This is a genomic window from Methanoculleus sp. (assembly GCF_036677455.1).
Classification (GTDB): domain Archaea; phylum Halobacteriota; class Methanomicrobia; order Methanomicrobiales; family Methanoculleaceae; genus Methanoculleus.
Window position 1 is genome coordinate 1 of record NZ_JAVBWL010000044.1, and the last position, 20730, is coordinate 20730.

Consider the following 20730-nt stretch of genomic DNA (forward strand, 5'->3'; position numbering starts at 1 on the left):
GAACGATCCATCAAAGAACTTCTCCACCTTCGTCGAGAGGAGGATGTTCGGGGTCTCCTTCGAGACCGCAAGGCCGATCCGTTCGATCTCATCCTTATGGCCCGGACCATTCATCTCCCAGGGCGGATAGACCGGCCAGCCGGGGTCCTCTACCAGGATCACCCCGGTCCGGTAGGCGACGGCGTCGTAGTCGATCCCGCTGCTCTCGAGGCCGGCAAGGAGCCCCGGCACCATGCTCACCACCATGATCAGGGCGAGCATGAAGATTGTGAACCCCACGAGAAAGTCAAGCGAGAGCACCCCGTCATCCGCTGTCCTTATACGACCACCTCCCCGGTATCCGCCCGGAACGCGAGGGTCTCCATCCCCGCATCCGAGCGGACGGTGACGGTGTAGACCCCCTCCGCGAGCGCGAGATCGACTGTATCGGCACCGAGTTCCGTCATCGCGGCCGAGAGGGTCTCATCCGCGAGAAGTTCCTCCGGGGCGAGAACCCCGGTGAGGTTCACCTCCTCCGCGGGCAGGGGAGCCCGGAGCGATATTTCCTTCCAGCCCGTGATACCGAACGTGACCCAGCGGATCTCCTCCCCGTCCCGGAGGCCGAGCGCCCAGGTGGCGGCCTGGCCGTCAGGACCAACGCCGGTCCCGAGAACCTGGTGCGTCGTGGTGCCGGTGAGGTTGAGGCCGCCTTCGGCCTCGAGGAGGTCCAGTTCCGCGAGAGCATCGGAGAGGGTGGAGGTCCCCGGCGGTTCCGGCAGGTCGACGGGGGTGATGCCGCCGCCCGACGGTGACGGGGACGCACCGAGGCAGCCGCAGACGGTGCAGAAGATGCAGAGTGCGGCAAGAAGGGCCAGAACGCCCCCCGGGGCCCGTATCGTCTCAAAGCAGGGGACCTCCCGACCGATACGGGCAAGGCTGATATCGCTGACCTTCGTGCGAACTGCATCGGACCATTGTGGGGACATCCAGGACTCCTTCATGCCACGAGCCGCCGGATTCAACCGACGGCTGTTGAGGTAGAGCAGTCATTATACACGATGGTGTATATATAACCATCTCACTTACCCCGTCAACGTTCTGCCGTTCGGGCCGGATATGGGAAACGTGCGGGTACCCGGCGGCAAAAACATTTCGCCCGGTGTGCGCTTTCTCGGCCCGGGACGCCCCGGTCTATATATACTGGAGAGGCCGGCCCGCGGCCTCCGCCGTGGTTTCGTAAGATTTAACCGCAAGTTCGTAACAACAGATTGTGCAGGATAAACATATGTGTACTACCACACCCCCCGGCACACCGGGAGAAGGACACAGGCGGTTCGCCGAAGCGGCCGCCTTCCACGGTCATGTCTGCCCCGGTCTCGCGCTGGGGTACCGGGCGGCCGAGACCGCCCTTGAGCGGCTCCGTTCCGGCCGGGCCGAGGACGAGGAACTCGTCACCATCGCCGAGACCGACGCCTGCGGCGTCGACGCCATCCAGGTCCTGACGGGATGCACCGTCGGGAAAGGAAACCTCTTCTTCAAGGACCACGGCAAGCACGCCTTTACGTTCATCAATCGCCAGACCGGCAAAGCGGTCCGCATCGCCGGACACCCGTCGTTTAACACCGACTCTCTCGACCCCGCCCTCGCCCCACTCCGGGCGCGGGTGATGCAGGGCCGGGTCCCCGACGAGGAGTGGGCCGAGTTCCGCAAGCGGACGGACCGGGTCGTCGAGGCGATCCTCGACCTGCCCGCCGAGCAACTCTTCACCATCCAGGCGGTCGACGTCGATATCCCGGAGCGGGCCCGGATCTTCCGGTCGGTGCCGTGCGCACGATGCGGCGAGCTGACCGCCGAGTCCCGTCTCCGGGTCGAAGACGGCGAACTCGTCTGTTACGCCTGCTCGACGGAGTACTCCCGGCGCTGCTGAGGGGCTCCTCCTCACCGCACTATTTTTGTGATCGGGATCTCAAGGATATCCTCGGCGCCTGCGGCCTTGAGCGACGGGATAAGGCCGTTGACGAGCCCTTTCTGGACCACCGTCTGGATGCTGAAGTAGTCGATGCCGTGCAGCCTGCTGACGGTGGGCTTCTTCATCGCGGGGAGGACCTCGATGACGCGGTCGAGCACGCTCGAGGGCACGTTCATCGTCAGGAGCACCTGGTGGCGTGCCTCGATCACCCCGAGGAGAAGGGTCGTGATCTCCTCGATCTCCCGGCGCTTCTCCGGGTCCCGGAGTGACTCATGGTTTGCGAGGAGCGCGGTATGGGACTCCATGATCTGCCCGATGATCTTCAACCCGTTCTTCCTGAGCGTGCTCCCGGTCTCGGTGAGATCGACGACGACGTCCATCAGGTCGGGAACCTTCGCTTCCGAGGCGCCGTAGGAGGGGAAGAGCCTGACCGGGACCCCGAGATCCCCAAAGAACCGTTCCGTGAGCCGGGGATACTCGGTCGTCACCCGGCTCCCCGGCCGGATGGCGGCGACGCCGTCGATCGGCTCGTCGCGGTGGACCGCCACCACGATCTTCACGTTCCCGTCGCCGGTCTTGCTGTAGGAGAGGTTCGCAACCTCGGCGACGTCGGCGCCGCTCTCCTGCACCCAGTCGAGCCCTGATATGCCGAGGTCGAAGTAGCCCATCTGGACGTAGAGCGGAATCTCCTGCGGCCGGAGGATCTTCACCTTCCCGAACCGGGGGTCGTTGATCCGGGGGTTGTAGTCGCGGTCGGTCCGCCGAACCTCGAGGTCCGCCTCCTTGAAGAGCTGGAGCGTCTGGGCTTCGAGACTCCCCTTCGGGAGAGCGATCGTTATCATGAAGAGGTGATCGGGCGGAAAAAGGGTTAAATGTGGTGATATAGTTTTTCAGTCGATGGTGTGGATGACGAGCCCCGAGAGGAGTTTCGGCTCGAACCAGGTTGATTTCGGGGGCATGACGCCGTTTGCATCGGCTATCGCGAGCACCGTCTCGACCCGGACCGGCTGCATGGCCACGGCAAAGGCGTACTTCCCGGAGTCCACGAGTCTCTCAAGGGCGGAGAGCGGTTTCGCCCCGCCCATGTAGTGGAGCCTCGGGTCGCCCCGGGGGTCGGCGATGCCGAGCATCCCCTCGAGGACGTCCTTCTGCAGCACCGAGACATCGAGCGACCCGATCAGGTCGGTGGGGTCGGCGACCGGCCGGGAGACCTCGTACCAGGTCCCTTGCAGGTAGAAATGCATGACGTGCATCGGTTCATCCCCGGTCGTGAGCGGCGTGATCTGGTACCCGGAAGCGTCGACCTTCCCGTACGGGCGGATCTCCCAGCCCGCCGTGAAGAGCGCGTCGACGAGGCCCGGGAGGGTGTAGTCGCCGAGGTCCGTGACGAGCCTGCTGTAGCCGTGGATGCGGACCCGGTCGTGGGCGAAGAGGACCACCATGAACTTCCCCGCCTCTTCGGAGAACCTTCCCTCGCTCTGCCGCCGTTCCGCCACGTTCACCGCCGACTTGGCCCGGTGGTGCCCGTCTGCGATGTAGGTCTCCGGAACGTTCGCAAAGAGGTCTTCGAGGCGGGAGAGGGCCGCATCGTCGGTGACCCGGTAGACCTGGTGGAGCACGCCCGAGGCGGTCGTGGTGCTCCCGTCCGGCCCCGCCCCGCCGATGAGGGAGTGGACGTAGGGGAAGATCTCGCCGGGGTCGCGGTAGAGCAGGAAGACGAGGCCGGTGTTGGCGCTGACCGCGTCGATATGCCGGGTCCGGTCCTCCTCCTTGTCGTACCGGGTGAGTTCATGCCGCCGGATCCGCCGGTTCTCGTAGTCCTCTGTTCCCACGCAACAGACCAGCCCCACGAACTCCTCGCCGTCCTGGACGGCCCGGTAGACGTACATCCCGGGCTCGGGATCCCGCTCCATCAGACCGTCTTCGAGCATGCCGTCGAAGACCTCCCGCGCCCGCTGGTAGACCCGGTCGTCGTGCGGGGGGAGGTCGGGGAGTTCGGCGTCGGGCCGGCTGACCCGCAGGAAACTCAGAGGGTTCTTCTCGATACACTCCCGGGCCTCCTCTGCCGTCACCACATCGTAGGGCACGGAAGGGATCTCTTCGGCGTATTGCTGCCCCGGACGGACCGCCGCAAAACGATATAGTTGAACCATAATATACCACCAGTCGTAGGTGCCTACTATTTTGTCTCTTGAGACTATATTAGATAAGGCACTCCATGAGGGAGCGATCGGTAACGATGATGCCGCTTCAACTCACCATTCACCGGGCGCAACCCGTAGATATTCCGCAGATAGTTGCCGTCGAGAAGGTGGCGTTCGTCGATCCCTGGGACGAACGGACGTTCCGGGAAGCGCTTGCATACTACCCGGAGACGTTCTTTGTGGCCAGAAATAACGGAGACCTGGCCGGGTTCGTCGCAGGAGGCATCGAGGACACCGGGGAAGAGGTCTACGGGCACATCATGAACCTCGCAGTCACCCCGGGATACCGGCGCCAGGGGATCGGGCAGCACCTCATCCACCGCCTGGAACAGGAGTATGCCGTCTTAGGCGCGAGCGCCGTCCAGCTCGAGGTCCGGGTCACCAACACCGGCGCCCAGGCGTTTTACTGCCGTCTCGGTTACCAGGCGGTCTTCCAGATCACCGGTTACTACGCAAACGAGGAGGATGCCATCGTCATGATGAAGTGGTTCCGGTTCTGACAACCGGAACCGCATTCTCTTCTTATCCCCTACCGTGCTCCTGGTGAGCCCGGGCCAGGTGCTGCGCCGCGAGGGCGCCGAGGAGGGAGAGTTCCCCGGCGAGCACCCCGGCGGCGACGATCTCCGCAAACTTCTTCGCATGGGCTCCCGGCGGGTCGCCGCCCCCGGCGACGCCGAGCATCGCAAGGCACTCGTGCTGGGTATCGACCCCCGTGCCGCCGCCGACCGTCCCGACCGGGAGCGACGGGAGGGTGACCGAGACGTAGACCCCGCCGTCGACCCGGTCGGCGGTGGTGATCGCGGAACTCCCCTCGACGACGTGCGCCGCGTCCTGCCCGCAGGCGATGAAGACAGCGGCGACGACGTTTGCCGCGTGGGCGTTGAACCCGAACGAGGCCGCCCGCGCCGAGCCCACCAGGTTCTTCCTGTAGTTGACCTCGATGAGGGTCGCCGCATCGGTCTTCAGGAGGTCGGCGATCATCGCGTCGGTGAGCCGGACGCCCGCGACCACGGTCTTCCCCCGGCCCCGGACCAGGTTGATCGCCGCCGGTTTCTTGTCCGCGCACATGTTCCCGGAGAGGGCGACGAGCCGGGCGCCGGTCTCCCGTTCGATCAGTTCGCCGACCTTCTGGCCTGCGATCGTCACCATGTTCATGCCCATGGCGTCCCCGGTCTCGAACTCGAGCCGGACGAAGACGCTGGTGCCCGCGACGTAGGTCCCGGCGTCGAGGAACCGCCCGTGTTTCGTGGTGCTCTCCGCGGCCGCCCGGATCTCTCTCGCGTGCTCCTCCACCCAGGCAGCCACATCATGGGCGTGGCCGACGTCGCGGGCGGCGAAGACCGGCGCCCGGGTCATCCCGTCCCGCATGATCCGCACATCCGCACCCCCTGCCCGGGTGATGAGCGAGCACCCGCGGTTCACCGAGGCGACGAGCGCCCCTTCGGTCGTGGCGAGCGGGAGGTAGTAGGACCCGGCGGCATACTCGCCCTTCACCTGGAGCGGCCCCGCGACACCGAGCGGCACCTGCACCGTGCCGATCATGTTCTCGATGTTGCGCTTCACGACCCGGTCGATATCGATAGAAAACGATCCGACCTTCGGGAGGGCGGCGCCGGTCTCGCCCTCGATGAACGTCCGCCGCACCCGGACCGCTTCTTCCGGCGGAAGTTCCTTCTCGAGCGCGTAGAGTTTGAGGGAGCCGTCGTTCAGCCTCCTGACGTAATCATCCATGAATAGTATGAGGACGCATACCTAAAGATGGCTGGTGGTCGATCTGGATGGGGAACAGTGGTGCCTTGCGGTGCCGAAGCGAGAGGCCGAAGCGAGACGGCGCCGGCTGCTTGAGGAGGGGCTCCTCGACCGGCGCTACAAGCCGCGCCCCGAGGGGGAGACCATCCTCTTCCCGGTGACCGAAGAGGTTCCCGGCGCCACACGGTGCGAGTTCGAGGCCGTGCCGGAGCGTGCAGAACTTCCCCGCCACGAGCTGGTGGGCGGGATCGCCATCATGCAGGAGAACGACCCGGGGGGCGCAGAGCGATTGCTCGCCTCCCGCCCCTCCCTCGAGACGGTCCTCTTCCCGGCAGGCCCGGTCGAGGGGGAGTACCGCACCCGCCGGTTCGCCGTCCTCGCCGGGGTTCCGTCCACCCGCACGCGGGTGACCGAATACGGGTTCTCCTTCGACGTGGACCTCGCCCTCGCCTACTTCTCGGCCCGGCTCTCGACCGAGCGGCAACGGGTCCTCGAGACGATGGCGGAAGGGGAGCGGGTGCTCGATATGTTCGCCGGCGTCGGGCCGTTCGCGATCACCCTCTCCCGCCGGGCGGGACTCGTCGTCGCCGCAGACCTCAACCCCGCCGCGGTCCACCTCCTGGTCCACAACATCGCGCTCAACCGGGCAACAAACGTCATCCCGGTGCTCGCGGACGCCGTCCACCTCGCCCGGCTCGGGTTTCGCCCCTTCGACCGGATCGTCATGAACCTCCCCCTGGCCGCGCCGCAGTTCCTCGCGACGGCAGCGGCGCTCTGCCGGGACGGCGGGACGATCCACCTTTACGCGCTCGAGGAACGAGAGGGCGAATTCCTCCCCCTGATCCGTGCGGTCACCGGCGGAAAGGTCGCCGAGCGGCGGGTCAGGACCTACTCGCCGGGGAAGTGGCACGCCGTGTATGATATTGTGGTGGAAAAAGAGGAGCGGTAAGGGGTTTTTGCTCCGGGGTTTTTATGTGACTCTTTTGGGTCCCCGGCTTTGCCTGATTCGGAGGGTATAGAGCGTGATCTCGCGCAAAGCCGGGGAAAGAATGAAGGGTTACTCCACCGGCACGAACTTCGTGCCGTAGTGGATGGTGCCGCTCTCGCCGTCCGCCGCCACCCGGCGGAAGACGCTTCTCACCCGCATCCCGATCCTCGCCTCTTCGGGGAGGCAGGCCACCTGGGTGGTGAGCCTCGGCCCCTCGTCGAGTTCGACGATCGCAAGGACGAAGGGGGTGGTGTGCTCGAACTGGTCGCTTGCCGACCGGATCACCGTGTAGGTGACGACCGTCCCCTCGCCGTTGAACCGGTGGTCGACGATCTTGCCGCTCCTCCGGCAGTCGGGGCAGAGCGACCGGGGCGGGAAGAAGTACCGCCCGCAGGTCGTGCACTCTGTCCCGACCAGGTTGTAGCGCTGTGGGATCTTTCTCCAGAACCGTGAAACCGACATCTTCAGGCCCCCAGGATGTGCACGACGACCGTCGCACCGGTGCCGCCGACGTTGTGGGTCATACCGACCTCCGCGTCAATCTGCCGGCCCGTGGCCTCGCCGCGGAGCTGGGTGACGACCTCGCAGATCTGCTTGATCCCCGTCGCACCGACCGGGTGGCCGCAGGCCTTCAGGCCGCCGCTCGTGTTCACCGGGATCTCCCCGCCGAGGGCTGTCGCTCCCTCTGCGGTGAGCCTCCCCGCCTCGCCCTTCTTGCAGAACCCGAGGTCCTCGATCGCGCAGATCTCGGCGATCGTGAAGCAGTCGTGGACCTCGACGAGGTCGATATCCTTGTGGACAAGGCCGGACTGGGCAAACGCCCGCTTCCCTGCCGCCACGGTGGCGTCCAGGGTCGAGATGTCCCGCCGGTCGTGGAGCGCGATGGTGTCGCTCGCCTGGGCGCTTGCAAGCACCCGCACCGGTGAGTCGGTGAACTCACGGGCGCGGTCGAGCGGCACCACGACGACAGCCGCCGCACCGTCGGTGATCGGCGAGCAGTCGAAGAGCCGCAGGGGATCGGCGACGAGCGAGGAGTTGAGGACCGTATCGACGGTGATGCGGTTCCGGAACTGGGCAATCGGGTTTCTCGCGCCGTTCTCGTGGTTCTTGACTGCAACCTGGGCAAGTTGCTCCCGGGTGAGCGGGTAACGGTGCATGTAATCGTTTGCGATCATCGCGTAGAGCCCGGGGAAGGTCGCCCCGGCGAACCCCTCCCACTCACGGTCGGCGGCGCTCGCGAGCATATCCACGCTCGCCCCGGTCCCGACATCGGTCATCTTCTCGACGCCCGCAGCGACCACGATATCTTCCATGCCGCTTGCGACCGCGATCACCGCCTGCCGGAAGGCAAGCCCGCCGGAGGCGCAGGCCGCCTCGACCCTCGTCGAAGCGGTGTGGTTCGTTGCAAGCCCCGCGTAATCCGCGATCAGTGCACCGATGTGCTCCTGCTCGACGAATCTTCCTGCGCTCATGTTCCCCACGTAGAGTGCGTCGAGGGTCTCGCCGGAGAGCCCGGCATCCTCAAGCGCCAGCGCCCCTGCCTTGACGAAGAGGTCGCGGAACGAGGTGCTCCAGTGCTCCCCGAACTCCGTGCACCCTACACCGATTACTGCTACATCTCTCATTTCTGCATCACGATCTTTCCCTTGTGTTTGGCATACAGTGCATAGTCGAGGTAGATCGGGTTCGCGAGGAGTTTCTCCACCGTCGGCGCCGCCGTCCGGTCGAACTCCGCGGAGTCGATGGTATCGTTGACCGTGATATCGAAGGCGTCGCTCCCGGCCCCCGAGCCGAAGGAGGTGACGAAGATCCGGTCGCCCGGCTTTGCCACATCCAGCGTCGCCGCAAGCCCGATCATCGATGCCCCCGAGTAGGTGTTCCCGAGCCGCGGGACGACGAGGCCGGGCCGGATCTGCTCGTCGGTAAAGCCGAGCATCTTTGCCACCCGTTGCGGGAACTTCGCGTTGGGCTGGTGGAAGACGGCGTAGTCGTAGTCCTTCGGGTCCGTCCCCACCTTCTCGAACATCAGCCGTGCGGCGCCCTGGACGTGCTTGAAGTAGCCCGGGTCACCGGTGAACCGACCGCCGTGGCGGGGGTAGTTCTGCCCTTCGCGCCGCCAGAAATCGGGTGTGTCGGTGGTGAAGGAGCAGGTCTCGTTGATATCGGCGATGGTGTTCTCGTCGCCGATGACGAACGCAGCCCCGCCGGCCGCCGCCGTGTACTCGAGCGCGTCCCCGGGAGCGCCCTGCGCCACGTCGGCGCCGATGGCGAGTCCGAACGGGATCATCCTGCTCTTGACCATGCCCATGCAGGTCTGGATGCCTGCAGTCCCCGCTTTGCACGCGAACTCGTAGTCCGCGGCGGTCATGTTCGGGGTCGCCCCGATCGCCTCGCCGACCGTGCAGGCCGTGGGCTTGACCGCGTAGGGGTGGGACTCGCTTCCCACGTAAACGGCCCCGATCGCCTCGGGGTCGATGGTCCTCCGGCGCATGGCGGCGCGGGCCGCCTCGACGGCGATCGTTGCGGTATCCTCATCGAGATCGGGGACGGACTTCTCAAAGACCCCGAGACCTCTCATGACGTCGTTTGCATTGCCGCCCCATACCCGCGTGATCTCCGGGATCTTTATCCGGTAGCGCGGGATGTAGACGCCGTATGAATAGATGCCTACCATAACTTTCCTCGTAGTGAACTGATGATCGTCTGGACATCCATCTGTGTGCAGAGGACGGTGATCCGGTCGCGCTCGGCAAGCCCCGGGATCAGTGGGTGGACCTCTCCCGGGCTGATGCCCTGCAGCACCACGCAGCGGGGTTTGAACGGTGTGACACGGATCGCCACCATGGGAGACTTCCCGGTTGAGACCTCGGTGAAGATGAGAGCACGTTCCGTGCTCCAGCCGTAGATGCGGTTGAACTCGCTCGAAGAGAGCTGGAGAATCGCATTGAGGCTGTTGATCACCGTATACCCATAGACCGTCTGGTCCATCGGGCCGCAGAGTGTCGTGGCGCCGATGGCCTCGGCAAACTCGGCAAGGCTCACGGGGGAGGCATACTCGTGGATGTCGTAGATGACATCTTCGTCGAATTCGCTGTACAGGATCTTTGCAAATTTGTTGATGAACCGACCACCGTTGTCCTCGTCGATCGCGAGGATCGTGTCGACAATCTTGCCGACGATGGCGGTTCCCGGACTTTTTCGTCGCCCACTTTCGTAATCGCTGATAACTGAAGGTGAGACCTCAAGGCGCTCGGCGAGCACTCCCGGAGGAATGTTGAAACTCTGCCGCCACTTCTTGAGGGCCTGACCCGGTGAGTCCGAGAGCGTGATCTCTCCTGCCATTTTCTCGGCGAGTTGATGCCGCACTCCGGATTTCATACTGGTAGTGTTACCACTCTGACTTAATAAATTAGCGTATACCGCTTCGACATTTCACGAAGTCGGTCCCGGCCGGGATCGTTGCACAACCCGTATATAGTATGCATCTCAATTATGGTATAATGGTTGAAGCGGAAGACCTGCAGTCCTTAAAGACGATCGCCCTGCTCGGCGGGTGCCGGGGCCCGATCTGGCTCTCATCGCAGTCGCTCGGAAACGAACTCGGCATCAGTCCACAGACCGCATCCCGGCGGTTGATCGCGCTTGAGCGGCAGCAGTTCATCATCCGGTCGATGAAACCCGACGGCCAGTATGTCGCCGTCACCCGGGAGGGTGAACAGGCGTTGAAACGGGAATACACGGATTATGTCAGGATATTCAACCCGGAGCAGAGGCAGTACGTCCTCACCGGGGCCGTGATCAGCGGCCTCGGCGAGGGGCGCTACTACATGAGCATCCCCCACTACAAGGAGCAGTTCGGCGGATGCCTCGGGTTCGAACCCTTCCCCGGCACCCTGAACATCCGGCTCGATGCGGCGAGCGTCCAGGCCCGGAAGCATCTCGACCACGCCGGGTGGATCGACGTTCCGGGTTTTACTGCCGATGAGCGGACGTTCGGCGGCGCAAGGGTCCTTCCCTGCCGTATCGACGGCCGGAGATGCGCGATCGTCGAGCCGTCCCGCACGCACTACCCGGAAGACATCATCGAGGTGATCGCCGGGTGCGAACTCCGTAAAGTCCTGAACCTCAACGATAACGATACGATCGAGGTGGAGATTAGCCATGATTGATGCAGCCATACAGGCCCTCGCGAGGGGCGAATTCGTCCTGTTATACGACTTTGACAACCGGGAGCGCGAGACCGATTTTGCTATCCGGTCGGATGCCGTCACCCCTGCCCACATCCGGCAGATGCGTAAAGACGGCGGCGGGCTGATCTGCACGGCGGTGCACCCCGAGGCGGCAAAAAGGCTCGGTCTGCCGTTTGCGCACGATGTCCTGCGGGCCTGCAGTCTCGTCGAGAAGGACGGCGAGGTCCCCTATGACCCGAAGAACCACTCGTCGTTCTCCCTCTGGGTGAACCACCGGGAGACCTATACGGGGGTCACGGACCGCGACCGTGCCCTGACGGTCACCGCCATCGCAGAAGAGGTGAGGAAGTCGCTCAACGGCGGAGGCCACGACTTTGCCGCGCACTTCCGGACGCCGGGCCATATGGCGCTCCTCCGGGCCGCCGACCGGCTGCTCGACGAGCGGCGGGGGCAGACCGAGCTCTCGATCGCGCTTGCGGCCATGGCGAACATCACTCCGGCAGTCACGATATGCGAGATGCTGGATGACGAGACGGGATTTGCCCTCAAGAAGGAGGATGCGGCTGAGTATGCACGCAGGCACGGGCTCGTCTTCGTCGAGGGGCAGGACGTCCTGGACCGCTGGGAGTCTCGAAAGCCAGAGATCTGACCCCCTTTTCCCACTCAAACCTCGTGGTTCCTCCCTCCCGAAATGTTTTGGGAGGGCCTTTTTTGCACATCCCCGGGATGGTGTCGAAATAAGCATGAGACTCCTCCGGGATGCCGTAAGACAGTGCCGTTCGTGCGTTTCCAAAAATACTATATACAATTATACGGCATCATAAACGGATGAAAAGAGATGCCGTGGCATACTTGAATACGAAAAAGAAGGGGGATTTCACAGCACAAAAGAGTGAAGTCGAGAATTATTGTAAATATCGATTTCAGATTCTCAATATCTTCCATGACCACCGGGCAAATGCAGCGCCTCCCGAGAAGCGGAAGGGCTTTGTCGAGATGCTGGAGTATTGCGCCGAAAATAACTGCCCTGAGATCGTCATCTACGACCTTGCGGATCTTGCGAGGGACATGGATCTCGGGCTTGCGGCCCTCAAAATCCTGAACGACCACTATACGGTTTACTGCGTGAACAACGATTTCTTCGGGTTCCGCGACGATCCGGAGCAGAGGAGGGAGGCCATCGGCAATTTTATTGGGTATATGGACCGGTACCGGGAGAGCGCCCGGAAGGCTGCCCCGCCGGTGGCAAAGAAGGCGGAGAAAGGGGGCGGGCGGCCAATAGGAAGACCGAGAGCCCTCAACGAGGGTCAGGTCGAGGCCCTCCTCACGGTACGGCAGGCCGGGACAAGCATCAGCCAGATCTGCCGGATGTTCGACGTCAGCAGGAGCACGGTCAGCAAGATCCTGGCAAACTATCCTGAACTGAAGGGCGAGTGGAAGGGGGGGCGGCAGGGGTCGGCGGAAGGACCGGTGGAGTAAGTCCCGGGATCAGACTGCAAGCAGGAATGTGCGGCTCCCGAATCGGGTAAAGCAGGCCTCTTTTTCGGATCGGCCCTATAAAAAAAGTTTTTGGAGTAAGAACGTGCCTCTACAGTTGCACCTGGGAGAGAGCGTCGTAGACGATCTTCCGGTAGACGTCGGGCTGCGTCCCGTACTCCTCCTGGGCCTTTCTTGAGTCGTCGGTGGTCCCGAAGGCGTCGAGCCGGTCCAGGGTCTCGCGTGCGGTATCGAGCACCCAGAGGTCGCGGGTCTCGTGGTCCACGACCGAGATCGACTCCGCACGGACCGAGACCAGGCAGGTCCCGTCGGGAGTCGTGTAGAGGTTCGGTTTCCCCACGACGGCGACGAAGGCGGGCGGCTCGATCCGGGCGAGCTGCTGCATCGCCTCAGGCTGGTAGGACCCGGCCATGATGAAGAACGTCCCCGTCGGGTCGACCACCCGTCCGCGGTAGAAGATGTTCTGGTCTCCCTGCCGCTGCTTCTCCGTGAGGGTCCCGACGATGAAGATGCGGTTGCTCCGGATGCCGCTCGGGAGGAGGACATAGGTCGGGCTTTTCTCGTCCTCGCCCTCCTTGAACTGGACACGGGTCTCCCGGAGTTCGTTTGCAAAGACCCGCCGGGCCGGCTCGCGTTCGAATGCGCTCTGGGGTTTCATGCCGCCTCACCCCCGGCGCGGTTCAGCAGGCCAGCCAGTTCCTCGGGCTTGAACGTGGCCGGGCTGCAGGAGTCGACGAGCAGCCTGCCGCCGAACTCGTTTCCGCTGCAGGTGTAGTAGCGTCCGAGCACCGCGTTCCTGATGCGATAGAAGATCTCGTCCATACCAAGCGGGTTCGTCTCTGCGATCCCGACGGCTTCGTCGAGGGTGATCCCCGCGAGCCGCTCGACGACCTCGCGCTGCATCAGGATGTTCTTCGCCTGTATGCCGTCGTCCAGGACCGCCTTCAGGCGGAGATCGTAGCGGAACTCGGGCTGGATCTCGTGCACCGGGCAGTAGTTCTGCCGGGAGAGGGTCCGGTTGCAGCCCTCGACGGGACAGCGCTTGATCAGGCCCGAGCCGGGAGCGATATGGACGAGCGCACCCTGGATCTCGGTCTCGTTTCGCCCGACCTCGATGTCCCCCTCGTCGGATATGTACATCGCGGTGTTCAGGGCGAGGGAGAGCCTGCCGTTGTACTCGTCGACGGTGGCGTAGAAGATATTGTACACCGTATCAAGTTCCAGTTTATCCTTCCCTTCTTCCTTCCAGATAACGAACTTGATGGTGCCGGTCTCGTCGCCGAGGAGCCCCGTCTGGAGCATCCGGTCGTGGGAGACCTCCCAGTTCTGGATGACCTTGGCCCGCACGCTCCCGACACCGGGCTTCAGTTCCGCGATCGGCGTGATCGAGGGGAGGAGCGGCGCATCCTTCTCCATCCGGGCGATGGTGGTCCCTGAGTGGATCTTCAGGTTCGGTGCACCTTTGTACTCGTCGACGACCGCGGACTCGATCCGGTACCAGTGGCCGTACTCCATTGCAGGGGGGTCCCCCCGGGCCCAGGCGACGAAGCGCATGGCGCCGCTCGAATCGGCGATGATCCCGTTCTGCGCGATCGAGGGTGAGAGTGACGGGGTCAGTGCAACAATCTTTCCCTCGATCGTCACCCACTCGCCGGGGACGATCTCGCTCATCTGCCGGAGCTCGGTGGAGGTGCTCCCAACCCCGGTGAGGTTATACTCGCGGGCGAGATCACCCGTCACCGTCCGTTCGGCCTCGGCGGTGTTGACGCCGAACTCCTCGACAAGACGGCGGAGGCGTGATTCGATCTTCTGCCGATCGGGCTGTGCGCCTTTCGCTTCAAGTTTCCGGGAGATTCTTTCAGTTACCTCTGATAGGCTCATACATACATCTCCAGCCTATACTCTGACGCGTTGGGGTATTAATCCTCGGCGCGCGGTGTGAAAGTGAAACCGTCTCCCTCTTGAAAAGCCCGCTGGCGCGGTTGATGGGCAAAGAGCGCGCCGCAGGCGTTCCAACTCCCACTTCCTCCTCGTGCGCACGGGGCAGAAGAACCAGGAGGCATCTCCTCGCCGAAGAGAGAGTGCTGTCCTGCCCGGTTGAGGGATCCACGCCCGGTCAGGCGCGTAGTTTCACGGTCTGCGTCAGGATCGTGCGCTCTGATCGCCCGCTCCTTCAACGTTAAATAGGGGCAGGGACAACATCAGCTGCATGGCAGTAACTGCGGACAGTACAATCGCGGACCTCCTTCGGGAGAAGCCCGAGTCAGCACAGGTTCTCTTCCGGTTCGGAATGGGTTGCCTTGGCTGTGCAATCGCAAACAACGAGACGATCCGTGAAGCCGCCCAGGCACACGGCGTCCCGCTCGAAGAGATGCTCTCCGCCCTCGGCATCGCCGAGGCGTGAACCGCACCCTACACCCGATCCCTGAGGCGCTTGAGCTCGACGAGAGTGGCCTCAGGATTTCTTTTTACGTAATCTGCAATCTCCGGGACGTGCAGGAGCGTACACCCCGTGCATGCCCAGACCCTGCCGCCGTTTGAACTCTCGACCCACTCTCCAAGTTCTTCGTCAACGCAGGGGTAGCAGGGGCAGTAGCAGTAATCGCACCGCTGGCCCGGAAAATGACAGGGGTAGTACGGGCAGCCCTCCTTCTGCCACTCCACCCAGTGTTCCCCGCCGTAGCGGCTGTAGATGAAGAACGACGGATCGCTCCGGCGGACCTTCCCCTGTTGCCGTGCGAGGGCCTCCGGGAGACCGTGCAGGACGGCCGCATGGACACGTCGTCCGACCTCGGTCAGGGGCCCGGCGTAAGTGTGTACCGGACGATGTCCTGAAAGGACGGAGTTCGAGCACCGAAGGTGCGAAGTTCGAAGGGCCGCAGGGCCTGAGCAAGAGCACCGAAGGTGCGAAGCGGGGGCGTCACGTTCGCAGGCGACGACGACCGCATCCGTGGTGGTGCCGGGGAAGTCGTAGCCGAGGGTGTGGAGCGCCTGGGCCTTCGCCCCGGTCGCGGTGACGATCGCTTCAAGAAGCGCCGCATCGGTCATCCCCTCCCGGCTGTGGACGATGATGTTGATGGTCCGCGGGGCGGTTGCAGCCCCGGTCGGGTTCGTCACCCCGGCGGTGATGAAGACCGTGATGAAGTCATACTGGAGGATGCAGAGGTGCCGCATATCGACGGCGGTTATAAGCCCGAAGTAGTCGCGGAAAAAACCGTGCCGGGCGACGAGCTGGTCAAGGTAGCGCGGCGGGTCGTCCTTGAAATCGTGCGGCACCGTGTGGTTCAGGATTGTCGTGACGTTGGAAAGGCCGCCGTTGATGCCGGTGCTCGCCGCCCGGAACCGGCCGCGCAGGAAAAGAGTAGTATCCCCGCCAAAATACCTCATACGACCGTGTAGTGAACCCGGTCTTTCAGCTCCTGCTGTTTGCCTGCGTTCCAGCCGGCAACATCCTGGAGGTATCCGGTGACCCTGCTGATCTGCACGACGTCGTGGCTCCCGCACTCCGGGCAGACGGGGTGGCCGCAAAGCGGGCAGTAGTCGATCGTCTCGACGATGGAGTGGTGGCAGTCGCAGTGGTCAAGCGGGCACATGATCTCAAGCGTTGTCTCACCGCAGTGGGGGCAGGGTGTCTCGTCCACGACGAAGTGGCAGGTGTGGCACTTGTACCGCCGCTCTTCCGTGGGGATTTCGTCGAGGCTCCGGTATTTCTCCGCCAGTTTCTGCTGTTCGTGGCTCCAGTTCATGATAGCAGTATCGTCAGGCGAACATATAACCCTTCAGATGCGGCTTACACCGCATCCGCCTCAGACCACTCATAGGGCTCGTCATCTCCCGGGGGATCGGAACGGAGAACTCATCACCGGCGGATGCGGGAGAACCGTTCGGCCTCAGCCGCCGGGTCTTCTGCTTCGTAGATGCTCCTGCCCACGATGACCCCGTCGACCAGACGGGCCACCGTATCGAGGTCGCCGCCCTGGGCCCCTACGCCCGGGGAGTAGATCGCCTTCTTGCCGACGATCTCGCGGAGCCGGACGATCCGGTCCGGGCGGGTGGCGGGGGCAATGATCCCGTCGGCCCGGCAGGCGACGGCAAGCGTCGCGAGGCGTTCGGCCACGCCGTCATGGAAGAACTCAGTCGCCCCGGGATGGCTCATCTCAGCGACGATGTAGGCGGCCCCGCCCTGGTTGTGCGCCGTCTCGACGCAGGTCCGGGCGGCATCCGCTCCCACGAACCCGTGGGCGATGACGGCGTCAAAGCCGGCGGAGAAGACCGCCTCGCAGATGAGGCGGTTGGTGTTCGGGATGTCCGCGACCTTGAAGTCGGCGATGAGCGGGAGGCCGAAGTCGGCGAGGTCGTTTGCGATGGAGAGGCCGGCCGAGAGGACGAGGGGGTAGCCGATCTTGATCGCGTCGATGAAGGGTGCACAGGACTCCGCGATCGCGCCCGCCTGCTTCCGGTCGAGGACGTCGAGGGCGAGGATGAGCTCGGTCATTCTTCCAGCCTCTCCAGGGTTGCGGCGACGAGGAGCGGCAGGTTGATCGTCGCGTCGCCGTAGACCGTCATGGCGGTCGCCTCGCCGGTGAGTTTGCCCCATGAGCGGGCTTCATCGAGCGTCGCGCCCGAGAGGCCGCCGAGGTCCGGCCGGTCGCCGGTGAGCTGCACCGCGTAGTCAAACCCGGTCTCGGTCATCAGTTTGCTCTGCAGGATGTAGTTCTTCGGGACACCGCCGCCGACGAGGATGGCCCCGGCCCGTTCTGCCTCGAAGCACCGGTCGAGGAGCCCGGGCATATCGGCAAACGCGCTGACCGTGACCTTGTGCGTCTGCGAAAAGAGCCAGTACTGCAGCCCGATCATGGAGTCCTGGATGGCGGGGCAGTAGACCGGCACCCCGGCCTTCGCCGCCTCGGCGAGGATCCCGGAGTCAAGCCTGCTCCCGAGCCGGTTGAGGAGGTCGGAGATCGAGACCGTCGAGCCTTCCGGGAGGGACGAGTAGACGTCCTGCATGAACTCCTCGAACCGGATGAACGCCTCATTGGGGAGGAAGATGTCGTAGATCCGGTTAACTCCTTCCTCACAGAGTTCGGCGTCAGAGACCTGACAGGTTCCGTGGTAGTGGTGGCAGCCGATCGCCTCGATGGTGTCGTGGGTGAGGTTCGCCCCCGTCGAGACCAGGATATCGATATGTCCCTGGCTGATGAGGTCGGCGACGATGCCGCCCATACCGCCGGGCACCATGGCCCCCGAGAGGCCGAAGAACTTCAACGCCTTCTCATCGCGGAGCATCCGCTCGTAGATGTTGACTGCCTGCCACAGGGACCCCCCGTTGTAGGCCCCGGCTTTCCCGAGTTCGTCGACGAGTTCGCCGACCGTCATACCGGGGCGCACCCGTGCCTGTTGTACCGCATCCCCATACTCGAAGGTCATGATACTGTTACACCAACTCTTGAGTGATGTATGGTCTTCATTGCACGTTAATGGATCGTCTTTTGAAAAGAGTCGCTATTGTGCGGGAACCCGGGGGTCGGGTCCCCGCTGCCAGACAGGGGATGACTGGTTATCCGACACGGGATGATCCCGCTCGTCCCGCCGTGTCGGGATCCGGATGCACCGGAGCATCTCTAGAGCGGACTTTCGGGTTGGGAGGTGGAAAGGGCATCTTTGATGCTGCCTTCGCCCCCGTTCCGTGCGTACTTACGGATCCGTACAGTCTCGTGCCGGGCCCTGCTCGCCCATGGGTGGCACCATTTGAGGCGAACAGGGTTCCGGCACGTACTCCTTCGCCGCTGATAGTCGGCACGGGATCACCAGAAAGAAGTTAACTCTACTATGTTATATATCTTTTTTAGTAAAGCCCATTTCATTGACGGGGTATCCTCCGGCCCCACTACCGGTATGGGTCTCTGGCGCACCCCCGATCCGGCCGGAGCATGGCCTCTTCCCACGCGGGGATCCCGCGCACCAGCGGCCGGGCGAGGTGCCGGCGGGCGGTGGGGGGGACCTCGTACCACCCGGGCCGGAGCAGCCGTTCCCGTCTCTCGACCTCCGGCTCCCGGCTGCGCCCGCCGCAGACCCGGCACTTGTAGCCCTTCTCTCTCCCCGCGCTTGTCATCCGTCTTCCACACGTCGGGCAGACCGGCGGGCGGATCCGGACCGCGTCCGCGAGGGAAACGACCCCGAGTTTCTCGAGGTTGAGGCTCCCGCCTTTGTAACTCCCGGTCGCGACCACCACGTCGCCCGGGATGAGGGCCCTTATGGCATCCCGGAACCCCTTGGTCGGCTCGTAGGCCATACAGCGGACCTCCTCCCCATCGTCTGCGAGGGCGAAGGAGACGTGGCCGCCGGCCCCGGTCGTCGGGGACCCGGCGACTGTCCCCCGCACCAGGTAGGACCGCCCCTCCCGGAGGGCCCCGACCATCCCCGGCACCAGGTGGGCGTCCGTCCCCTGGTTGGTGATGTAGACCTGTTCGCAGGCCGGTTCCTCGGAATCGACGTAAGAACCGGCTTTTCTGACCCATGCCGGGCTCTCCCCCCGGATACCAAAGAGGACCGGGTCGGGCGTATGGGGCACACAGACCACCACGCCGTTCTCTCGGTCCACCGTATCCCAGGTGTGGGGATAAGTCATCTCCTCGGCGTAAAAGAGGCTCCCCGCGTCCACCTGCCGGGGGGTGCCCCAGGACTCCCGCTTCCGGTAGGCGAGCAGTTCGTAGGTTTTATCGGAAAAATCGCTTGCTATCGCCGCCGTTGCGCCGATAAGCCCGCGCCGGTTCTTGTAGCCGCGGTAGCGGGCTCCGACCGACTCGAGCACCTCGACCGCTTCGTCCACGGTGCAGAACCCTTTGAGCGCCGCGTGGTAAAAATCCGGCGGTGGCCGTGCGCGGGAGACCACTACGCCCGGGTTGGTTGCAGCGGCGTCAAACGCTGCGAGCTCCTCGACACACGCAGAGGCGAGCGCAAACGCCGCCTCGATATCCCCCGCGACCTCGATGGAGACCGCTGCGTTTCCCCGGGTCTTGTGGATGACGTTCGGGTTCAGCCTGACCAGCCGGGTATCGAGGATACGCATGCCGGCCTGCGCGAGCCGCCGCACCAGGACCGCCCCGATGTAGGTGGTGCACATCCCCGCAGGGGAATCTGTATCATCGATCCCGATCCACATGAACCCATATTTTATATGTTCTCCGACTATATCGATTCTTACGGGTTATGACACAGGATCGCCTCACCCAGATGGTCATCAGCATCATGCTCCTTGCAGGCTACGACGTCTCGGAGCGGTGCAACATCCGTCCGAGGAGTTTCGACCTTATCGCGAAGAAAGGCGACACCCTGGTCATCATCAAAGTTGCTTCCCACATCGACGGCGTGAGCGCCGAGATCGCCCGCGACCTCAACCTGATCGCCCGGTACCTCCAGGCCACCCCGCTCATCGTCGGAGAGCGGGCGCGCGACACGGACCTGGAGCGGGGTGTTGTCTACATCCGCTACGGGCTCTTTGCCCTCAACCCCGAGACCCTCTACGACTACTTCGCCGAAGGACTCTCACCGATGGTCTACGCATCCCCCGGCGGCCTCTACGTGAAGATCAAGGGCGACCTCCTGCGGGAGGTCCGGGAGCACTCCCGGATGTCGCTCGGGGACCTCGCATCGCACCTCGGGGTCTCCCGCCGGACCATCAGCAAGTACGAGAGCGGGATGGGCACCACGCTCGATATCGCCATCAAACTTGAGGAACTCTTCAGCGCCCAGCTCGTCGAGACGATCGAGCTCGTCGGCTACCGCTCCCCGGAGCCCGAGGCTCCACCCGAATCCGCGGCCGGCGACGTCCTCGTCGATCTCGAGCGCATGGGAATGGAGATCCACGCGATGCGGCAGGCCCCGTTCCAGGCTCTGGCGCTCTTTGATAAGCATACGATCCTGACGGCATACGGCACCTCCCAGAAGGTCATCAAGCGCGCTTCCCTCATCGGCAACATATCCCAGATCACGAAGACGTTTGCCATGTGCGTCGTCACGGATTATAAGAAAAAGAAGAAGATCGGCAAAACCCTCCTTATCGGCGAAGAACACCTCCGCACCCTCGAAGACGGCTCAGAACTCATAGATATGATAAACGAGTGAGCATCTTTATATAGAACTACAAACCTACCT

General features: G+C 63.8%; 24 protein-coding genes. 8 read left to right on the forward strand and 16 right to left on the reverse strand.

Translation table 11 applies throughout. The annotated features are described in order from the left end of the window. The coding region (locus tag V6K60_RS10440; RefSeq protein ID WP_442919569.1) for a DUF7287 family protein at nt 1-300 on the reverse strand (300 nt) is incomplete at its 3' end. A gap of 17 nt (nt 301-317) precedes the next feature. Next, on the reverse strand, nt 318-965 hold the full coding sequence (locus V6K60_RS10445; RefSeq protein ID WP_332450462.1) for a hypothetical protein: 648 nt from the start codon (nt 963-965) through the stop codon (nt 318-320). 299 nt (nt 966-1264) lie between these two features. Here V6K60_RS10445 and V6K60_RS10450 point away from each other — a divergent pair, with 299 nt between their 5' ends. Then, nucleotides 1265-1906, forward strand: coding sequence for an FmdE family protein (locus V6K60_RS10450; protein ID WP_332450463.1), 642 nt, complete (start codon nt 1265-1267; stop codon nt 1904-1906). An 11-nt stretch (nt 1907-1917) separates the two neighbouring features. Here the strand turns inward: V6K60_RS10450 and hisG are convergent, their stop codons facing one another. Together hisG and V6K60_RS10460 are read right to left on the reverse strand one after the other, a co-directional pair. Next, nucleotides 1918-2790 carry an ATP phosphoribosyltransferase gene (hisG, locus tag V6K60_RS10455; protein WP_332450464.1) on the reverse strand — a complete coding sequence of 291 codons (873 nt, stop codon included), beginning with the start codon at nt 2788-2790 and terminating at the stop codon, nt 1918-1920. Nucleotides 2791-2838: 48 nt separating this feature from the next. Next, entirely contained in the window at nt 2839-4101 is a 1263-nt protein-coding gene (locus V6K60_RS10460) for a DUF1015 domain-containing protein (protein WP_332450465.1), read from the reverse strand. Nucleotides 4102-4187: 86 nt separating this feature from the next. Here V6K60_RS10460 and rimI point away from each other — a divergent pair, with 86 nt between their 5' ends. Further along, on the forward strand, nt 4188-4652 hold the full coding sequence (gene rimI / locus V6K60_RS10465) for a ribosomal protein S18-alanine N-acetyltransferase (protein ID WP_332450466.1): 465 nt from the start codon (nt 4188-4190) through the stop codon (nt 4650-4652). 22 nt (nt 4653-4674) lie between these two features. Here the strand turns inward: rimI and hmgA are convergent, their stop codons facing one another. Beyond that, entirely contained in the window at nt 4675-5883 is a 1209-nt protein-coding gene (gene hmgA, locus V6K60_RS10470; protein WP_332450467.1) for a hydroxymethylglutaryl-CoA reductase (NADPH), read from the reverse strand. Between the two features lie 43 nt (nt 5884-5926). Between hmgA and V6K60_RS10475 the strand changes: the two genes are divergently transcribed. Continuing rightward, nucleotides 5927-6850, forward strand: a complete 924-nt coding sequence (locus V6K60_RS10475; protein ID WP_332450507.1) for a class I SAM-dependent methyltransferase — start codon at nt 5927-5929, stop codon at nt 6848-6850. Between the two features lie 108 nt (nt 6851-6958). Here V6K60_RS10475 and V6K60_RS10480 read toward each other — a convergent pair whose 3' ends face one another. Genes V6K60_RS10480 through V6K60_RS10495 form a run of 4 tightly spaced genes read right to left on the reverse strand, consistent with a single transcriptional unit; the run spans nt 6959 to nt 10267 of the window. Next, nucleotides 6959-7351, reverse strand: a complete 393-nt coding sequence (locus V6K60_RS10480) for a Zn-ribbon domain-containing OB-fold protein (protein WP_332450468.1) — start codon at nt 7349-7351, stop codon at nt 6959-6961. A gap of 2 nt (nt 7352-7353) precedes the next feature. After that, the gene (locus tag V6K60_RS10485; RefSeq protein ID WP_332450469.1) at nt 7354-8514 is read right to left on the reverse strand and encodes a thiolase domain-containing protein; all 1161 of its coding nucleotides are present in this window, start codon (nt 8512-8514) and stop codon (nt 7354-7356) included. Then, the gene (locus tag V6K60_RS10490; protein WP_332450470.1) at nt 8511-9563 is read right to left on the reverse strand and encodes a hydroxymethylglutaryl-CoA synthase; all 1053 of its coding nucleotides are present in this window, start codon (nt 9561-9563) and stop codon (nt 8511-8513) included. The genes V6K60_RS10485 and V6K60_RS10490 overlap by 4 nt, the downstream gene beginning before the upstream one ends. Beyond that, on the reverse strand, nt 9557-10267 hold the full coding sequence (locus V6K60_RS10495) for a helix-turn-helix domain-containing protein (protein ID WP_332450471.1): 711 nt from the start codon (nt 10265-10267) through the stop codon (nt 9557-9559). The genes V6K60_RS10490 and V6K60_RS10495 overlap by 7 nt, the downstream gene beginning before the upstream one ends. Nucleotides 10268-10389: 122 nt before the next feature. Here V6K60_RS10495 and V6K60_RS10500 point away from each other — a divergent pair, with 122 nt between their 5' ends. The 3 genes from V6K60_RS10500 (at nt 10390) to V6K60_RS10510 (ending at nt 12558) form a co-directional block, all read left to right on the forward strand. Beyond that, nucleotides 10390-11058, forward strand: coding sequence for a DUF120 domain-containing protein (locus tag V6K60_RS10500; protein WP_332450472.1), 669 nt, complete (start codon nt 10390-10392; stop codon nt 11056-11058). Beyond that, on the forward strand, nt 11051-11728 hold the full coding sequence (gene ribB, locus V6K60_RS10505; RefSeq protein WP_332450473.1) for a 3,4-dihydroxy-2-butanone-4-phosphate synthase: 678 nt from the start codon (nt 11051-11053) through the stop codon (nt 11726-11728). The genes V6K60_RS10500 and ribB overlap by 8 nt, the downstream gene beginning before the upstream one ends. A 179-nt stretch (nt 11729-11907) precedes the next feature. Beyond that, nucleotides 11908-12558 (forward strand): recombinase family protein, encoded by a 651-nt coding sequence (locus V6K60_RS10510; protein ID WP_332450474.1) that lies wholly within the window; start codon nt 11908-11910, stop codon nt 12556-12558. A 109-nt stretch (nt 12559-12667) separates the two neighbouring features. Here the strand turns inward: V6K60_RS10510 and V6K60_RS10515 are convergent, their stop codons facing one another. Both V6K60_RS10515 and V6K60_RS10520 read right to left on the reverse strand, forming a co-directional pair. Further along, on the reverse strand, nt 12668-13234 hold the full coding sequence (locus V6K60_RS10515; protein WP_332450475.1) for an RPA family protein: 567 nt from the start codon (nt 13232-13234) through the stop codon (nt 12668-12670). Next, nucleotides 13231-14457 (reverse strand): nucleotide-binding protein, encoded by a 1227-nt coding sequence (locus V6K60_RS10520; protein ID WP_332450476.1) that lies wholly within the window; start codon nt 14455-14457, stop codon nt 13231-13233. Before V6K60_RS10520 ends, V6K60_RS10515 begins: the two co-directional genes overlap by 4 nt. Nucleotides 14458-14785: 328 nt before the next feature. Between V6K60_RS10520 and V6K60_RS10525 the strand changes: the two genes are divergently transcribed. Further along, complete coding sequence (locus V6K60_RS10525; RefSeq protein ID WP_332450477.1) at nt 14786-14980, forward strand: DUF1858 domain-containing protein; 195 nt, start codon at nt 14786-14788, stop codon at nt 14978-14980. 8 nt (nt 14981-14988) lie between these two features. Here V6K60_RS10525 and V6K60_RS10530 read toward each other — a convergent pair whose 3' ends face one another. From V6K60_RS10530 to V6K60_RS10550, 5 genes are all read right to left on the reverse strand, one after another. Continuing rightward, nucleotides 14989-15963 (reverse strand): adenosylcobinamide amidohydrolase, encoded by a 975-nt coding sequence (locus V6K60_RS10530; protein ID WP_332450478.1) that lies wholly within the window; start codon nt 15961-15963, stop codon nt 14989-14991. Next, nucleotides 15960-16322 (reverse strand): anaerobic ribonucleoside-triphosphate reductase, encoded by a 363-nt coding sequence (gene nrdD, locus V6K60_RS10535; RefSeq protein ID WP_332450479.1) that lies wholly within the window; start codon nt 16320-16322, stop codon nt 15960-15962. Before nrdD ends, V6K60_RS10530 begins: the two co-directional genes overlap by 4 nt. Nucleotides 16323-16435: 113 nt before the next feature. After that, complete coding sequence (gene pyrF, locus V6K60_RS10540; RefSeq protein ID WP_332450480.1) at nt 16436-17071, reverse strand: orotidine-5'-phosphate decarboxylase; 636 nt, start codon at nt 17069-17071, stop codon at nt 16436-16438. After that, nucleotides 17068-18003 carry a deoxyhypusine synthase gene (locus V6K60_RS10545; RefSeq protein ID WP_332450481.1) on the reverse strand — a complete coding sequence of 312 codons (936 nt, stop codon included), beginning with the start codon at nt 18001-18003 and terminating at the stop codon, nt 17068-17070. The genes pyrF and V6K60_RS10545 overlap by 4 nt, the downstream gene beginning before the upstream one ends. Before the next feature lie 460 nt (nt 18004-18463). Continuing rightward, on the reverse strand, nt 18464-19738 hold the full coding sequence (locus tag V6K60_RS10550) for a tRNA(Ile)(2)-agmatinylcytidine synthase (RefSeq protein WP_332450482.1): 1275 nt from the start codon (nt 19736-19738) through the stop codon (nt 18464-18466). A 47-nt stretch (nt 19739-19785) separates the two neighbouring features. Between V6K60_RS10550 and V6K60_RS10555 the strand changes: the two genes are divergently transcribed. Beyond that, nucleotides 19786-20700 (forward strand): transcriptional regulator, encoded by a 915-nt coding sequence (locus V6K60_RS10555; protein ID WP_332450483.1) that lies wholly within the window; start codon nt 19786-19788, stop codon nt 20698-20700. The last annotated feature ends 30 nt before the right edge of the window (nt 20701-20730 follow it).

Excerpts from the sequence above, each read along its gene's own strand:
- V6K60_RS10510 (WP_332450474.1), top strand. The coding sequence starts at position 11,908 with ATGAAAAGAGATGCCGTGGCATACTTGAATACGAAAAAGAAGGGGGAT.
- nrdD (WP_332450479.1), bottom strand. The coding sequence starts at position 16,322 with ATGAACTGGAGCCACGAACAGCAGAAACTGGCGGAGAAATACCGGAGC.
- V6K60_RS10525 (WP_332450477.1), top strand. The coding sequence starts at position 14,786 with ATGGCAGTAACTGCGGACAGTACAATCGCGGACCTCCTTCGGGAGAAG.
- V6K60_RS10460 (WP_332450465.1), bottom strand. The coding sequence starts at position 4,101 with ATGGTTCAACTATATCGTTTTGCGGCGGTCCGTCCGGGGCAGCAATAC.
- V6K60_RS10545 (WP_332450481.1), bottom strand. The coding sequence starts at position 18,003 with ATGACCTTCGAGTATGGGGATGCGGTACAACAGGCACGGGTGCGCCCC.
- ribB (WP_332450473.1), top strand. The coding sequence starts at position 11,051 with ATGATTGATGCAGCCATACAGGCCCTCGCGAGGGGCGAATTCGTCCTG.
- V6K60_RS10515 (WP_332450475.1), bottom strand. The coding sequence starts at position 13,234 with ATGAAACCCCAGAGCGCATTCGAACGCGAGCCGGCCCGGCGGGTCTTT.
- V6K60_RS10550 (WP_332450482.1), bottom strand. The coding sequence starts at position 19,738 with ATGTGGATCGGGATCGATGATACAGATTCCCCTGCGGGGATGTGCACC.
- V6K60_RS10445 (WP_332450462.1), bottom strand. The coding sequence starts at position 965 with ATGTCCCCACAATGGTCCGATGCAGTTCGCACGAAGGTCAGCGATATC.
- V6K60_RS10495 (WP_332450471.1), bottom strand. The coding sequence starts at position 10,267 with ATGAAATCCGGAGTGCGGCATCAACTCGCCGAGAAAATGGCAGGAGAG.
- V6K60_RS10485 (WP_332450469.1), bottom strand. The coding sequence starts at position 8,514 with ATGAGAGATGTAGCAGTAATCGGTGTAGGGTGCACGGAGTTCGGGGAG.
- rimI (WP_332450466.1), top strand. The coding sequence starts at position 4,188 with ATGATGCCGCTTCAACTCACCATTCACCGGGCGCAACCCGTAGATATT.
- V6K60_RS10480 (WP_332450468.1), bottom strand. The coding sequence starts at position 7,351 with ATGTCGGTTTCACGGTTCTGGAGAAAGATCCCACAGCGCTACAACCTG.
- V6K60_RS10500 (WP_332450472.1), top strand. The coding sequence starts at position 10,390 with ATGGTTGAAGCGGAAGACCTGCAGTCCTTAAAGACGATCGCCCTGCTC.
- pyrF (WP_332450480.1), bottom strand. The coding sequence starts at position 17,071 with ATGACCGAGCTCATCCTCGCCCTCGACGTCCTCGACCGGAAGCAGGCG.
- V6K60_RS10450 (WP_332450463.1), top strand. The coding sequence starts at position 1,265 with ATGTGTACTACCACACCCCCCGGCACACCGGGAGAAGGACACAGGCGG.
- V6K60_RS10490 (WP_332450470.1), bottom strand. The coding sequence starts at position 9,563 with ATGGTAGGCATCTATTCATACGGCGTCTACATCCCGCGCTACCGGATA.
- hisG (WP_332450464.1), bottom strand. The coding sequence starts at position 2,790 with ATGATAACGATCGCTCTCCCGAAGGGGAGTCTCGAAGCCCAGACGCTC.
- V6K60_RS10530 (WP_332450478.1), bottom strand. The coding sequence starts at position 15,963 with ATGAGGTATTTTGGCGGGGATACTACTCTTTTCCTGCGCGGCCGGTTC.
- V6K60_RS10555 (WP_332450483.1), top strand. The coding sequence starts at position 19,786 with ATGACACAGGATCGCCTCACCCAGATGGTCATCAGCATCATGCTCCTT.
- V6K60_RS10520 (WP_332450476.1), bottom strand. The coding sequence starts at position 14,457 with ATGAGCCTATCAGAGGTAACTGAAAGAATCTCCCGGAAACTTGAAGCG.
- hmgA (WP_332450467.1), bottom strand. The coding sequence starts at position 5,883 with ATGGATGATTACGTCAGGAGGCTGAACGACGGCTCCCTCAAACTCTAC.